12 protein-coding genes are annotated in these 13,305 nt (G+C 67.6%); 8 read left to right on the forward strand and 4 right to left on the reverse strand.

The genetic code is table 11. The annotated features are described in order from the left end of the window. The first annotated feature begins 5 nt into the window (after positions 1-5). From aceK to LZ005_RS12405, 5 genes are read left to right on the forward strand one after another with little or no spacing between them, the layout of a single operon-like run. On the forward strand, positions 6-1,832 hold the full coding sequence (aceK, locus tag LZ005_RS12385; protein ID WP_237808386.1) for a bifunctional isocitrate dehydrogenase kinase/phosphatase: 1,827 nt from the start codon (positions 6-8) through the stop codon (positions 1,830-1,832). Then, positions 1,825-3,021 (forward strand): acetyl-CoA C-acyltransferase, encoded by a 1,197-nt coding sequence (locus LZ005_RS12390; RefSeq protein ID WP_237808387.1) that lies wholly within the window; start codon positions 1,825-1,827, stop codon positions 3,019-3,021. Before aceK ends, LZ005_RS12390 begins: the two co-directional genes overlap by 8 nt. 35 nt (positions 3,022-3,056) lie before the next feature. Beyond that, positions 3,057-3,725 (forward strand): SDR family oxidoreductase, encoded by a 669-nt coding sequence (locus tag LZ005_RS12395; RefSeq protein ID WP_237808388.1) that lies wholly within the window; start codon positions 3,057-3,059, stop codon positions 3,723-3,725. Between the two features lie 7 nt (positions 3,726-3,732). Then, positions 3,733-4,860, forward strand: coding sequence for an acyl-CoA dehydrogenase family protein (locus LZ005_RS12400; protein WP_237808389.1), 1,128 nt, complete (start codon positions 3,733-3,735; stop codon positions 4,858-4,860). Continuing rightward, on the forward strand, positions 4,857-5,396 hold the full coding sequence (locus LZ005_RS12405; protein ID WP_237808390.1) for a GNAT family N-acetyltransferase: 540 nt from the start codon (positions 4,857-4,859) through the stop codon (positions 5,394-5,396). Before LZ005_RS12400 ends, LZ005_RS12405 begins: the two co-directional genes overlap by 4 nt. Positions 5,397-5,400: 4 nt before the next feature. On the opposite strand, the gene LZ005_RS12410 is transcribed toward LZ005_RS12405, so the two are convergent. After that, positions 5,401-6,012, reverse strand: coding sequence for a glutathione S-transferase family protein (locus LZ005_RS12410; RefSeq protein WP_237808391.1), 612 nt, complete (start codon positions 6,010-6,012; stop codon positions 5,401-5,403). A gap of 3 nt (positions 6,013-6,015) precedes the next feature. Next, positions 6,016-6,444 carry a nuclear transport factor 2 family protein gene (locus LZ005_RS12415; protein WP_237808392.1) on the reverse strand — a complete coding sequence of 143 codons (429 nt, stop codon included), beginning with the start codon at positions 6,442-6,444 and terminating at the stop codon, positions 6,016-6,018. Positions 6,445-6,582: 138 nt separating this feature from the next. On the opposite strand from LZ005_RS12415, the gene LZ005_RS21660 reads away from it, so the two are divergent. From LZ005_RS21660 to LZ005_RS21800, 3 genes are all read left to right on the forward strand, one after another. Continuing rightward, the gene (locus LZ005_RS21660) at positions 6,583-8,181 is read left to right on the forward strand and encodes a methyl-accepting chemotaxis protein (protein ID WP_269106678.1); all 1,599 of its coding nucleotides are present in this window, start codon (positions 6,583-6,585) and stop codon (positions 8,179-8,181) included. 105 nt (positions 8,182-8,286) lie between these two features. Beyond that, positions 8,287-9,864, forward strand: a complete 1,578-nt coding sequence (locus LZ005_RS21795) for a methyl-accepting chemotaxis protein (RefSeq protein WP_307727802.1) — start codon at positions 8,287-8,289, stop codon at positions 9,862-9,864. 113 nt (positions 9,865-9,977) lie between these two features. Next, positions 9,978-11,555: a methyl-accepting chemotaxis protein gene (locus tag LZ005_RS21800; RefSeq protein WP_307727803.1), complete on the forward strand. Its 1,578-nt coding sequence runs from the start codon at positions 9,978-9,980 to the stop codon at positions 11,553-11,555. A 1-nt stretch (position 11,556) separates the two neighbouring features. Here the strand turns inward: LZ005_RS21800 and LZ005_RS12450 are convergent, their stop codons facing one another. After that, a complete protein-coding gene (locus tag LZ005_RS12450) occupies positions 11,557-12,612 on the reverse strand; it encodes an ATP-grasp domain-containing protein (RefSeq protein WP_237808393.1) in 1,056 nt (351 codons plus the stop codon). Continuing rightward, positions 12,609-13,100, reverse strand: coding sequence for a 5-(carboxyamino)imidazole ribonucleotide mutase (gene purE, locus LZ005_RS12455; protein WP_237808394.1), 492 nt, complete (start codon positions 13,098-13,100; stop codon positions 12,609-12,611). The genes LZ005_RS12450 and purE overlap by 4 nt, the downstream gene beginning before the upstream one ends. Positions 13,101-13,305: the final 205 nt, after the last annotated feature.

Here is a 13,305-nt window from a genome sequence, read left to right on the forward strand (position 1 = left end):
CGCGCATGAGCCAGCCAGCCGCTTTCCCCAAGCTGCTGTCGTCGCAGATTGCGTTTGACATCGCGCGCACCATCCTCGACGGTTTCGACAAGCACTACCGCCTGTTCCGCGCCACCAGCCAGCAGGCCCAGACCCTGTTCGAGCGCGGCGCCTGGGCCGCCGGCCAGCAGGCCGCGCGCGAACGCATCGACTTCTACGACCGCCGCGTGCAGGAATGCGTGCAGCTGCTCGAAGACGAGTACGAGCCGGCCGAACTGACTGACGATGTCTGGCGCGAGTGCAAGCTGCACTACATCGGCCTGCTGACCGACCACAAGCAGCCCGAACTGGCCGAGACCTTCTTCAATTCGGTGTGCTGCTCGATCCTGCACCGCACCTACTACCATAACGATTTCATCTTCGTGCGCCCGGCCGTCTCGACCGACTACATCGAGACCAGCGAGCCGCGCCCGACCTACCGCGTGTACTACCCGGCGGCCGACGGCCTGCGCTTCACGCTCAAGCGCATCGTCACCAATTTCCAGCTCGACGTGGCCTTCGAGGATCTCGAGCGCGACGTCGCCCTGGTCGAGGCGCGCCTGCTGGCCGCGTTCGGCCAGGCCGAGCTCGAGCCGAACCACCAGATCCAGGTGCTGTCGAGCCTGTTCTTCCGCAACAAGGGCGCCTATATCGTCGGCAAGGCCATCAATGGCGAGCGCGAACTGCCCTTCGTGGTGCCGCTGCTGCACCGCCGCCGCGGCCGCCTGTTCCTCGACACCGTGCTGCTCGATCCGGCCCACATCGGCGTGCTGTTCTCGTTCACGCGCGCCTACTTCCTGGTCGACATGGAAGTGCCCTCGGCCTATGTGCAGTTCCTGCGCAGCCTGCTGCCGCGCACGCCGCGCAGCGAGATCTACACGATGCTCGGCCTGCAAAAGCAGGGCAAGACCCTGTTCTACCGCGATTTTCTCCAGCATCTGCGGCACAGCTCGGACCAGTTCGCGTTCGCACCCGGCATCCGCGGCATGGTGATGCTGGTGTTCACCCTGCCCTCGTTTCCGTATGTGTTCAAGGTGATCAAGGATGTGTTCCCGGCGCCGAAGGAAACGACGCGCGCCCAGATCCAGGAGAAATACCTGCTGGTCAAACACCACGACCGCGTCGGGCGCATGGCCGACACGCTCGAATACTCGAACGTGGCCTTTCCGCGCGCGCGCTTCAGCGAGGACCTGCTGGCCGAACTGCTGCGCGAAGCGCCCTCCGTGGTCGAGCTCGAGGACGAGCGCATCATCGTGCGCCACCTGTACATCGAGCGCCGTATGGTGCCCCTGAATCTCTGGCTGAGTCAGGCGGAACAAGCGGGGCGCATGGACTGGCTCGAACATGGCATCATCGAATACGGCCATGCGATCAAGGACCTGATCGCCGCGAATATTTTCCCCGGCGATATGCTCTACAAAAATTTCGGCGTCACCCGCCAGGGGCGCGTGGTGTTCTATGATTACGATGAAATCGAATACCTGAGCGACTGCCATTTCCGCACGATCCCGGCCGCGCGCACCGAGGAAGACGAGCTGGCCAGCGAACCCTGGTATCCGGTGGCGCGCAATGACGTCTTCCCCGAGCAGTTCGGCAGCTTCCTGCTCGGCAACCCGACCATCCGTCACTATTTTTTGAAACACCACGCCGACCTGCTGACGCGCGACTACTGGTACCAACAGCAGCAGCGCATTCTGGCCGGGGACTTGCACGACATCTTCCCCTACCCAGCCGCAGTCCGGTTCGGCAAGGCCTCTACGACCACCCCGGCGACCCCGTCGCCCTCTCACCTGGAGAACTGTTACCATGAATGATCCGATCGTTATCGTTGGCGCCGCCCGTACCCCGATGGGGGCCTTCCAGGGCGACTTCTCGTCCAAGGCCGCGCACGACCTGGGCGCCGTCGCCATCGCCGCCGCCGTGCAGCGCGCCGGGGTCGACCCGAGCAGCGTCGAACACGTCTACTTCGGCAACTGCCTGATGGCCGGCCAGGGCCAGGCCCCGGCCCGCCAGGCCCTGCTGAAAGCCGGTCTGCCGATCTCGACCGGCGCCGTCACCCTGTCCAAGATGTGCGGTTCGGCCATGCAGGCCGCGATCTACGCCTGGGACGCGCTGGCGGCCGGCTCGGCCGAGATCATCGTCGCCGGCGGCATGGAGTCGATGACCAACGCCCCCTACCTGATTCCGAAGGCGCGCGGCGGCTACCGCATCGGCCACGGCATGATGTTCGACCACATGATGTACGACGGCCTGGAAGACGCCTACACGCGCGAACCGAATGGCGGCGGCCGCTCGATGGGCACGTTTGCCGAAGAATGCTCGGCCAAATACCAGTTCACGCGCCAGGCCCAGGACCAGTTCGCCATCGACTCGGTCACGCGCGCCCAGACCGCCACGCAGGAAGGCTACTTCAAGTGGGAAATCGCGCCGGTGACGGTGTCCGCGCGCGCCGGCGACGTGCTGATCGACAAGGACGAAGGCCCGCTCAAGGCCAAGGTCGACAAGATCCCGTCCCTGAAGCCGGCCTTCAAGAAGGACGGCACCATCACGGCCGCCTCCTCGTCCTCGATCAATGACGGCGCCGCCGCCCTGGTGATGATGCGCGAATCCAAGGCCAAGGCCCTGGGCCTGAGCCCGATCGCCAAGATCCTGGCGCACGCCACCCACGCCCAGGAACCGAACTGGTTCACGACGGCCCCGGTCGGCGCCATGCAGAAGCTGTTCAAGAAGACCGGCTGGAGCGTGGCCGATGTCGACCTGTTCGAGATTAACGAAGCCTTCGCCGCGGTGCCGATGGCCGCCATGGCCGAACTCGACATCCCGCACAGCAAGGTCAATATCCACGGCGGCGCCTGCGCGCTCGGCCACCCGATCGGCGCCTCGGGCGCGCGCATCATCGTCACCCTGCTGGGCGCCCTCAAGCGCACCGGCGGCAAGCGCGGCGTCGCCTCGCTGTGCATCGGCGGCGGTGAAGGCACGGCCGTCGCCATCGAGATGCTGTGAGCGCCGGCGGGGCGGCCGCGCGCCGCCCCTCGTCTATGTCGACCGCACTGATCATCGGCGCCTCGCGTGGCATCGGCCGCGCGCTGGCGCGCCAATACCTGGACGCGGGCTGGCGCGTGATCGCCAGCGCGCGCCAGCCCGCCGACGTGGCCGCGCTGGCCCGTCTGGGCGCCGAGGCGCACCGCCTCGACGTCACCAATGTCGAGGCCATCGCCGGCTTCGGCTGGAAACTCGACGGCGAAAAACTGGACGTGGCCGTGCTCAATGCCGGCGTGTTCGGCCCGCGCGCCGACGGCTTTCCGACGCAACAGGATTTTGACCAGGTCATGCACACCAATGTGCTGGCCGCGATGCGCCTGCTGCCGCTGCTGGCGCCGCTGGTGGGCGCAGCCAACGGGCGCCTGGCCGTCATGTCCTCGCGCATGGGCTCGCTGGCCCTGCGTACCAGCGGCAATGCCAGCCTGTACCGGGCCAGCAAGGCCGCCCTGAACTCGGTGCTGGTCGATATCAGCCTGCAGTTCGCCAGCCAGGGCGCCACCTGCGTCGCCCTGCATCCGGGCTGGGTGCGCACCGATATGGGGGGCGCCTCCGCCGAGCTGGAGGTGGAGGACAGCGCGCGCGATCTGCGCGCCACGCTGGCCCGCCTCAGCCCCGCCGACAACGGCGGTTTCTTTAACCACGATGGCCAGCCGCTGAGCTGGTAAGCCAAGCATGATCCTGACTGAAGAACACCAGATGATCCGCGACGCCCTGCGCGCCTATGCCCAGGACAAGCTCGCCCCCCAGGCCGCGCGCTGGGACAAGGAACACTATTTCCCCCAGGCCGAACTGAAGGAGCTGGCCGCGCTCGGCGCGTTCGGCGTGGCCGTGCCGGAAGCCCAGGGCGGCGCCGGTCTCGACTACGTGTCCCTGGCCCTGGTGCTGGAGGAGATCGCGGCCGGCGACGGCGGCACCTCGACCATCATCTCGGTGAACAACTGCCCGGTCTGCTCGATCTGCATGATGTACGCCAATCCGGCCCAGCAGGAGCAATGGCTGCGCCCGCTGGCCCAGGGCACGATGCTGGGCGCCTTCGCCCTGACCGAGCCGCACACGGGTTCGGACGCGGCCGCGCTGCGCACCACGGCCACGCGCGACGGCGACTTCTATGTGCTCAACGGCAGCAAGCAATTCATCACCAGCGGCAAGTACGCGGACGTGGCCATCGTCATGGCCGTGACCGACAAGGCGGCCGGCAAGAAGGGCATCAGCGCCTTCTTCGTGCCGACCACGACGCCCGGCTACATCGTCGCCGGCCTCGAACAGAAAATGGGCCAGCACTCGTCCGACACGGCCCAGATCGTGTTCGACAACTGCCGCATTCCGGCCGCCAACCTGATCGGGGCGGAAGGCATGGGCTACAAGATCGCCCTGTCCGGCCTTGAAGGCGGGCGCATCGGCATCGCCTCGCAGGCGGTCGGCATGGCGCGCGCCGCCTATGAAGCCGCGCTCAGCTATGCGCGCCAACGCGAAAGCTTCGGCCAGCCGATCATCCAGCACCAGTCGGTGCAGTTCAAACTGGCCGAGATGGCCACCCAGATCGAAGCGGCGCGCCAGCTGATCCACCACGCGGCCAGCCTGAAGGACGCCGGCCAGCCCTGCCTGAAAGAGGCGGCCATGGCCAAGCTGTTCGCCTCCGAAATGGCGGAGCGCGTGTGCTCGGATGCGATCCAGGTGCATGGCGGCTACGGCTATGTGAGCGACTTCCCGGTCGAGCGCATCTACCGCGACGTGCGCGTGTGCCAGATCTACGAAGGCACCAGCGACATCCAGAAGCTGCTGATCGCGCGCGCCCTGTGAGCCGCATCGTCGCGGCCGGCGCCGACAGCCTGGTGCCCTTCTTCGCCTACCTCAATGCCCAGCTGCGCGAGAACGGCGCCGGCGCCAGCCCCCTGTTTCAGCCGCTGGCGCGCGCGGCCTCGGTGTTCGGCCCCGAGCGCCAGCAGGCCTTCCGCCAGGCGCTGGCCCAGGAACTGAGCGAACCCGGCTGGCGCCGCCTGTGGCTGGCCCTCGACGGGGCCGATGAAATCTGCGGCCACGTCGACCTGCGCGCGCGCCCGGAAGGCATGACGCACCGGGTGCTGCTCGGCATGGGGGTGGCGCAGACGGCGCGCCGCCAGGGGCTCGGCCGCGCCCTGCTCGGCCACGCGGCCGCCTGGGCGCGCAGCCAGGGCAAGGACTGGCTCGATCTGGAGGTGCTGGCCTGTAACACGCCGGCGCGGCGGCTCTACCAGGGCTTCGGTTTCGTCCAGACCGGCTGGACGATGGACATGTTCCGCATCGACGGCGAAAGCCACGACTACGTGGCCATGAGCCTCGACCTGCGCGGGCGCTGAGCGCTCAGGGAATGCCGTTGGCGCAATGGGCCTGGCAGGCCGGGCGCGTGGCCAGGCGCGCGAACCAGGCCTCGACGGCGGCCAGCGGCGGGTGCGCAAGCGGGGTCTCCAGCCAGCGGTTGGTGGACAGGCCAAGCACGATGTCGGCCAAAGTGAACTCGGCGCCGCAGACATAGGGGCGGCCGTCGGCCAGGGCGGCATCGAGCATGCGCATATGGCGGTTCCAGGCCGCCACGCCGGCCTCGATCGCCAGCCGGTCCTGATGGGCCGGGCTGTGGCGCACCAGGCCCATGAAGGCATAGCGCCAGCTGTTGTTCAGCTCGGTCGCCTGCCAGTCCATCCACTGCTCGACACGCGCGCGCGCGGCCGGCGCCAGCGGCAGCAGGGCGCCATTGCCGGCGCGGTTGGCCAGATAGCGCACGATACTGTTCGATTCCCACAGCACGAAGCCATCATCGTCGAGGACGGGCGCCAGCGCATTCGGATTGAGGGCGCGGAAGGCCGCGCTGGCCAGGTCGGGCGCCGGCTCATGCGCGATTGTCAGGCCCAGCTCGGCGCAGGTCCAGAGCACCTTGCGCACATTGATCGAGGTCGGCTTGCCGTAGAGTTTGAGCATGCTTCAGGGGGCGCTGACGCGCGAAGAGTGGGAGGACAGCAGCAGCCACTGGCCGCCGCGCAGCTGCCAGACGCGGGTGAACACGAAGCGCCCGCTCCAGGGCTGGCCCTGGCTGGTGCCGGACTGCACGCTGACGCCATTGACGATGGCCGTGTCGCCGTACACGCGGGTGCGCACGTCCTGGTTGAGGATGGCATTGTTGACCCGGCTTTTGCTGCTCAGATCGGCCAGATAATCGGCCTTATGCTGCACCCGCCCATCGGAGTGGACGAGCACGAAATCGGGATCGATCAGCGGCGCCAGCGCGGCCGCTTCGGCGCGTTCGCGCAGGCGGTTCCAGGCGGCGTCGGCCTCGGCCAGGCCGGCCGGCAGGGTCTCGGCGGCGTTGGCCAGCAAGGGCAGCAGCAGGCCGGCGGCAAACAGGATACGCATGAGGAACTCCGGACAAAAGAAGGCAGTCTACACGGGCCGTGCATGTGCAACTGCACCAAATTGTCACAGCCCCGGAATGGCTGGCACGCGCCGTAAAGACTTGCTAGACTGCCCCTCTTTCTTTTCGCCTGCGAATCCATGAACCAGCTGAAAATCGCCACCCGCATGCTGATCCTGACCGGGACCCTGTGCGTGCTCTTGATTGTCATCGGCCTGCTCGGCCTGTTCGGCATGCACAAGAACAATGCCTCGCTGCAAACGGTCTACCAGGACCGCACGGTGGCCATGACCCAGCTGGCCGAGGTGGCGCGGATCGTCCAGCGCAACCGCATCCTGATGATGGACATCATCATCTACCCCGAGAACTTCGCCAAGCGCACCAAGGAAGTCGACGACAACCTCGCCAAGCTCGACAAGAACTGGCAGGCCTTCCTCGGCACCAAGCTGCTGCCCGAGGAACAGGAGCTGGCCAAGGCCTTCGAGGCCAGCCACAGCGTGTATCTGCGCGATGCGCTGACGCCGACGCGCGCGGCCGTGCAGGGCGGCAATCTCGAGCAGGCCAAGGACCTATATTCGAACAAGGTCAGCCTGTTCGGCTTCAAGGCCCAGGAGGCGCTCGACAAGGTGATGGGCTTCCAGGTGCGCGCCGCCAAGGCCGAATTCGAGGACGCCAGCGCCGCCTATGCGCGCATCCGCATGATCAGCATCGGCGCCATCATCGGCGGGCTCGGTTTCGCGGTGCTGTTCGGCGCCACCCTGGCGCGCGGCATCGGCACGGCGCTGAACGAAGCGGTCGAGGTGTCCGAGGCCGTGGCCGCCGGCGACCTGACGCGCCATGTGCCGGTGCACGGCAATGATGAAGTCAGCCACCTGATGGCGGCCCTGGCGCGCATGCAGGACGCGCTGCGGCGCGTCGTCAGCGGCGTGCGCGAAAACGCCGAGCGGGTGGCCGTGAACACCGAGGAAATCGCGCGCGGCAATCTGGACCTGTCGGGCCGCACCGAAAGCCAGGCCAGCGCCCTGCAGCAGACCGCCGCCTCGATGGAGGAATTGTCCTCGACCGTCAACCAGAACGCCGACAACGCGCTGCAGGCCAACCAGCTGGCGCGCAATGCCAGCGAGGTGGCGCAGCAGGGCGGCCAGATCGTGGGCGAGGTAGTCGAGACCATGCGCGGCATCAGCGACAGCTCGAAGAAGATCGCCGACATCATCAATGTGATCGACGGCATCGCCTTCCAGACGAATATCCTGGCCCTCAATGCCGCCGTCGAAGCGGCCCGCGCCGGCGAGCAGGGGCGCGGCTTCGCCGTCGTCGCCGGCGAGGTGCGCAGCCTGGCCAGCCGCTCGGCCGAGGCGGCCAAGCAGATCAAGGACCTGATCACCGACAGCGTGGCGCGGGTCGACCATGGCACCGGCCTGGTCGACCGCGCCGGCCATACCATGCAGGGCGTGGTCAGCAGCATCCAGCGCGTGACCGACATCATGAGCGAGATCGCGGCCGCCAGCAAAGAGCAGAGCGCCGGCGTGCACCAGGTCGGCACCGCGGTCAGCCAGATGGACGAGACCACCCAGCAGAACGCCGCCCTGGTCGAGGAAATGGCGGCCGCCGCCGCCAGCCTCCAGGACCAGGCCCAGGCCCTGGTCCAGGCGGTCAGCGTGTTCAACCTCGGTCAGCAGGCCCAGCAGGCCCAGCGGGCCGCGCTGCGGACGCCGGCGCGCCCGCGCCTGGCGGCCTGATCCGGACACGGGCGCGCACCGGCCACGGCGCGCACGATTCCCGTAGGAAACAACACGGGTTGGCGATAGCGACTACACTGCAATCGTCTCGCGAACGATTGCTCAATGAACACGTTACGCATCGCCACCCGCCTGTATCTGCAGAACGGTCTGCTGGCCGGCCTGCTGGTGCTGCTCGGCCTGATCGGTCTGTTCGGCCTGCAGCAGGCCAATGCGACACTGCAGCACGTGCATGCGGACCGGGTCGTGCCGCTGGTCCAGCTGGAGGAGGTGTCGCGCATCATGCAGCGCAACCGCATCCTCGTCATGGATGTGCTGCTCAATCCGGCGCCGGACAATCTGGCGCGCCGCGAGCAGGAGCTGCACACCAACCGCGCACGCCTCGACGAGGTCTGGAAGGCCTTCATCGCGACCGGGCTGACGGCCGACGAGGCCGCCCTGGCGCGCGCCTTCAGCGAGCAGCGCGCCCTGTATGTGCGCGACGGCCTGCTGGCCGTGCTCGACACGGTCAAGCGTGGCGATCCGGGCGCCGCCCTGCGCCTGTACCAGGAGCGCATGCAGGCGCTCGGGCGCACCGCCCTCGATCTGCAGAACCAACTGGTCAGCATGCAGGCGCAGGAAACGGCGCGCAGCTACGCAGCGTCGAACGCGGCCCTGGCGCGCCAGCGGCTGCTGATGCTGGCGACCATGGTGCTGGGCCTGGCCTGTGCCGGCGCGATGAGCGTGCTGCTGATCCGCGGTATCCGGCGCGGCCTGCATGAGGCCATCGCTGTCTCGACGGCCGTGGCTGCAGGCGACCTGAGCCGGACCTCCCAGCTGAGCCTGCATGACGAACTGGGCCAGGTGCTCCAGGCCCTGGCGCGCATGCAGGACAGCCTGCGCACGCTGGTCGCGGGCGTACGCGGACAGGCCGAGCAGCTGGCCGGCACGACCGATGAAATCGCGCGCGGCAATCTGGACCTGTCGGGCCGCACCGAGAGCCAGGCCAGCGCGCTGGAGCAGACGGCGGCCGCCATGGAGGAATTGTCCTCGACCGTCGGCCGGAATGCCGACCACGCCCAGCAGGCGCGCCAGCTGGCCAGCCAGGCCAGCACCGTGGCGGCCGAGGGTGGCCAGGTCGTCGGCGCGGTGGTCGATACCATGCAGGGCATCGACGCCAGTTCACGCAAGATCGCCGACATCATCAATGTGATCGACGGCATCGCCTTCCAGACCAATCTCCTGGCCCTCAATGCCGCCGTCGAGGCAGCCCGCGCCGGCGAGCAGGGGCGCGGTTTCGCCGTCGTCGCCAGCGAAGTGCGCAGCCTGGCCAGCCGCTCGGCCGAGGCGGCCCGCGAGATCAAGACCCTGATTCAGGACAGCGTCCAGCGCGTGCAGGCAGGGAATCAGCTGGCCATGCGCGCCGGCCAGACCATGGGCGCCGTGGTGGACAGCATCCAGCGCGTCAGCGCCATCATGAACGAGATCGCGGCGGCCAGCCAGGAACAGAGCACCGGCGTGCACGAGGTCGGCAAAGCCATCGTCCAGATGGATGAGCACACCCAGCAGAATGCGGCCCTGGTCGAACAGATGGCCGCCGGCGCCGGCAGCCTGCGCGAGCAGGCCAGTGCGCTGGTCCAGGCCGTCAGCGTTTTCCGCACCGACGCCAGCGCGCCGGGCCGCGCCGCCATGCGGCTTCGCTGAGCCCGCGCGCCTGTTGCGTTTTCACGTATTTACATTGACTTCAGGATAAGGATATTGCTCTTATGTAAAACCATGATGCTAGACTGGGTAACTCTTAATTAAAAGTCTTCATCATGGAAAACATAAGAATAGCGACCCGCCTGATGCTGCAAAACGCCGTCCTGACCATGCTGCTGGTCGTGGTCGGACTGATCGGCCTGTACGGCCTGAACGCCACCAACCAGACCCTGGAATCGGTCAACGAAGACCGCGTCGTCCCCCTGGTCCAGCTCGAAGAAGCCTCGCGCCTGCTGCAGCGCAACCGCATCCTGGTGATGGACATGATGATCAACGCCGATCCGGCCAACTGGCGCAAACGCGAGACCGAGTTCCAGGCCAACCGCAGCCGTCTGGACAGCCTGTGGAAGGCGTTCATGGCCACCACGCTGACCGAGGAAGAAGCGCGTCTAGCCAAGGAATTGAGCGAGAAACGCAGCGCCTACATCAGCGAATCGCTGCTGCCGACCATCGCCGCCCTCAAGAGCGGCGACCCCGAGGGCGCGCGCAGGCTCTATGAAACCAAGGTCAGTCCGATGTCGGCCGCCACCCTCGAGGTGCTGACGCGGCTGGTCAAACTGCAGGAGAGCGAGGCCGAAAAAGGCGGCAAGGAGGCGCAGGCGCGCTTTGCCACGATCCGCGTGCTGGCGATCGGCGCCATGGTGCTCGGGCTCGGCTTCGCGCTGGTATTCGGCAGCATCCTGATCCGCGGCATCACCAGCGCGCTCCAGCAGGCCGTGGCCGTGTCCGAAGCCGTCGCCAGCGGCGACCTGAGCCAGCAGATCGTGCCAGTCGGCCAGAATGAACTCGGCCAGGTGCTCGAGGCGCTGGCGCGCATGCAGCAGGCCCTGCGCGAGCTGGTCGGCGGGGTGCGCCGCAATGCCGAGCAGGTGGCCGCCACCACCGGCGAAATCGCGCGCGGCAATATGGACCTGTCAGGCCGCACCGAAAGCCAGGCCAGCGCACTGGAGGAAACCGCGGCCTCGATGGAGGAACTGTCCTCGACCGTCAATCAGAATGCCGACAATGCGCGCCAGGCGAATCAGCTGGCCCAGTCGGCCAGCACGGTGGCCGTCGATGGCGGCCAGATCGTCGGCCAGGTGGTCGACACCATGCGCGGCATCAGCGACAGCTCGAAGAAGATCGCCGACATCATCAATGTGATCGATGGCATCGCCTTCCAGACCAATATCCTGGCCCTCAATGCGGCCGTCGAAGCGGCGCGCGCCGGCGAGCAGGGGCGCGGCTTCGCGGTGGTGGCGAGCGAGGTGCGCAGCCTGGCCAGCCGTTCGGCCGAAGCGGCCAAGCAGATCAAGGAACTGATCACGGACAGTGTGCAGCGCGTCGAAGCGGGCACGGCGCTGGTGGACCGCGCCGGCCACACGATGGGCGACGTGGTCAGCAGCATCCAGCGCGTGACCGACATCATGGCCGAGATTGCCGAGGCCAGCAAAGAGCAGAGCGCCGGCGTGCACCAGGTCAGCGAGGCCGTCACCCAGATGGACGAGACCACCCAGCAGAATGCGGCCCTGGTCGAGGAAATGGCGGCCGCCGCCACCGCCCTGCAGGACCAGGCCCAGGCGATGGTGCAGGCCGTCAGCGTGTTCCGCACGGGCAGCGAGGCGCGCGCCGGCGCCCTGGCCGTGCGCGCCTGAGTCAGGCCAGGCGGGCGGCGACCCAGTCGCGCGCCGACTGGTAGCGTGCTGGCAGCTCGACCTGGCTGAGGCTGTGCGCCAGCGTGGCGCGCTGCTGCGAGAAGAAGTTCAGGTGGCCCATCTTGCGGCCGTCGAAACAGGTCTTGCCATACCAGTGCAGCTGGCTCGACCCCTGGGCCAGCCAGCGTACGTCGTAGGGCAGACCGATCAGGTTCAGCATCAGGGTATTGCCGTACTGCTCGGGCTGAGGCAGCGGCAGATCGCAGACGGCGCGCAGGTGCAGCTCGAACTGACTGATGGCGGCGCCGGCCTGGGTCCAGTGACCCGAATTGTGCACGCGCGGGGCGATCTCATTGACCAGCAGACGCCCGTCCTCGACGAAGAATTCGATCGCCATCACGCCCACGTAATCGAGGTGCTCCATCACCTTGCGCATATGCGCCTCGGCCTCGGCCTGCAGCTGCGCATAGTGCCCTTCCAGGCTCAGCGTCGCCAGCAGGATGCCCTGATGGTGGTGGTTTTCGACCAGACGGTAGCAGACGATCTCGCCGGCGCGGTTGCGCGCCGCCACCAGCGAGACTTCGGCCTCGAAGCGCACGGCGCGTTCGGCGATGGCCATATGCGCCCAGTCTTCGAGCGCGACCGCGACTTCATGGCGCAGGCGCTGCTGGCCACGGCCGTCGTAGCCTCCCGAGGCGCGCTTGAGGAAGACATCCGGACCGAGCGCCGCATGGATGTCGGCCTGGCTCGTGTGCGGCTGCGGCGCCAGCCAGGGCGAGGTCGGCACGCCAATCAGGTCCAGCATCTGCTTCTGATGGCGGCGGTCGACCAGGGCCGCGTAGGCGCGTGCATTGAGCCAGTGCGGATGCTGCTGCAGCGCGCTGGTGAAGGGATTGACGGGCCAGTGTTCGCGTTCGGTGGTGACGATGGCCTGCGGCGCCGGCATGCTGCCGTGCTCGATGTCCATCGGCGTGACCTCAATGCCGATGCGGCGGCCGGCGGCCTGCAGCATCGCACCCAGCTGACCATTGCCGAGGACGGCGACCTGCATGCTCATGCGCCCCCCAGCTCAGCCTGATCAAGCACATCCTGGGTCTGGCGCGCGCGGAAGGCATCCAGGCGGGCCGCCAGGGCCGGGTCATGCAGGGCCAGAATCTGGGCCGCCAGCAGGCCGGCATTACCGGCCCCGGCAGCGCCGATGGCCAGGGTGCCGACCGCGATCCCTTTCGGCATCTGCACGATCGACAGCAGGGAATCGAGGCCGGACAGGGCCTTGCTCTGGACCGGCACGCCGAGCACCGGCAGCGGCGTCATCGAGGCCACCATGCCGGGCAGGTGGGCGGCGCCCCCGGCGCCGGCGATGATCACCTGATAGCCGGCCGCCTTCGCACCCTCGGCGAAGGCCACCAGACGCTGCGGAGTGCGGTGGGCCGAAACGACTTCGGCCTTCCAGCTGACGCCCAGCTGGGTCAGCATGTCAGCGGCGACCTGCATGGTTTCCCAGTCGCTGCGCGAGCCCATGATGATGGCTACGGGGGTGCTCATGTCCGTCCTTTCAGTCTGCGAAGCCCCCGATTATACCCTGCCAAGGGCGGCCGAAAATAAATGCCGCGCCGCGCCCAGCCCGCCAGCACAGGCTTGCCTTACAAACAAATCGGGGTCAGACCCCATTTATCCGGACGGAAAAATGGGGTCTGACCCCGATTTGTTTTTGGGGCAAGAAGAAGGGGCCGCGGCCCCTTCCTGTGGG

The organism is Massilia sp. TS11, assembly GCF_022012445.1.
Taxonomy (GTDB): domain Bacteria; phylum Pseudomonadota; class Gammaproteobacteria; order Burkholderiales; family Burkholderiaceae_D; genus Telluria.

Coding starts and splice junctions, on each gene's coding strand:
- aceK (WP_237808386.1), top strand. CDS start 6: ATGAGCCAGCCAGCCGCTTTCCCCAAGCTGCTGTCGTCGCAGATTGCG.
- LZ005_RS21800 (WP_307727803.1), top strand. CDS start 9,978: ATGGAAAACATAAGAATAGCGACCCGCCTGATGCTGCAAAACGCCGTC.
- LZ005_RS12395 (WP_237808388.1), top strand. CDS start 3,057: ATGTCGACCGCACTGATCATCGGCGCCTCGCGTGGCATCGGCCGCGCG.
- LZ005_RS12415 (WP_237808392.1), bottom strand. CDS start 6,444: ATGCGTATCCTGTTTGCCGCCGGCCTGCTGCTGCCCTTGCTGGCCAAC.
- LZ005_RS21795 (WP_307727802.1), top strand. CDS start 8,287: ATGAACACGTTACGCATCGCCACCCGCCTGTATCTGCAGAACGGTCTG.
- LZ005_RS21660 (WP_269106678.1), top strand. CDS start 6,583: ATGAACCAGCTGAAAATCGCCACCCGCATGCTGATCCTGACCGGGACC.
- LZ005_RS12390 (WP_237808387.1), top strand. CDS start 1,825: ATGAATGATCCGATCGTTATCGTTGGCGCCGCCCGTACCCCGATGGGG.
- LZ005_RS12450 (WP_237808393.1), bottom strand. CDS start 12,612: ATGAGCATGCAGGTCGCCGTCCTCGGCAATGGTCAGCTGGGTGCGATG.
- LZ005_RS12410 (WP_237808391.1), bottom strand. CDS start 6,012: ATGCTCAAACTCTACGGCAAGCCGACCTCGATCAATGTGCGCAAGGTG.
- LZ005_RS12400 (WP_237808389.1), top strand. CDS start 3,733: ATGATCCTGACTGAAGAACACCAGATGATCCGCGACGCCCTGCGCGCC.
- purE (WP_237808394.1), bottom strand. CDS start 13,100: ATGAGCACCCCCGTAGCCATCATCATGGGCTCGCGCAGCGACTGGGAA.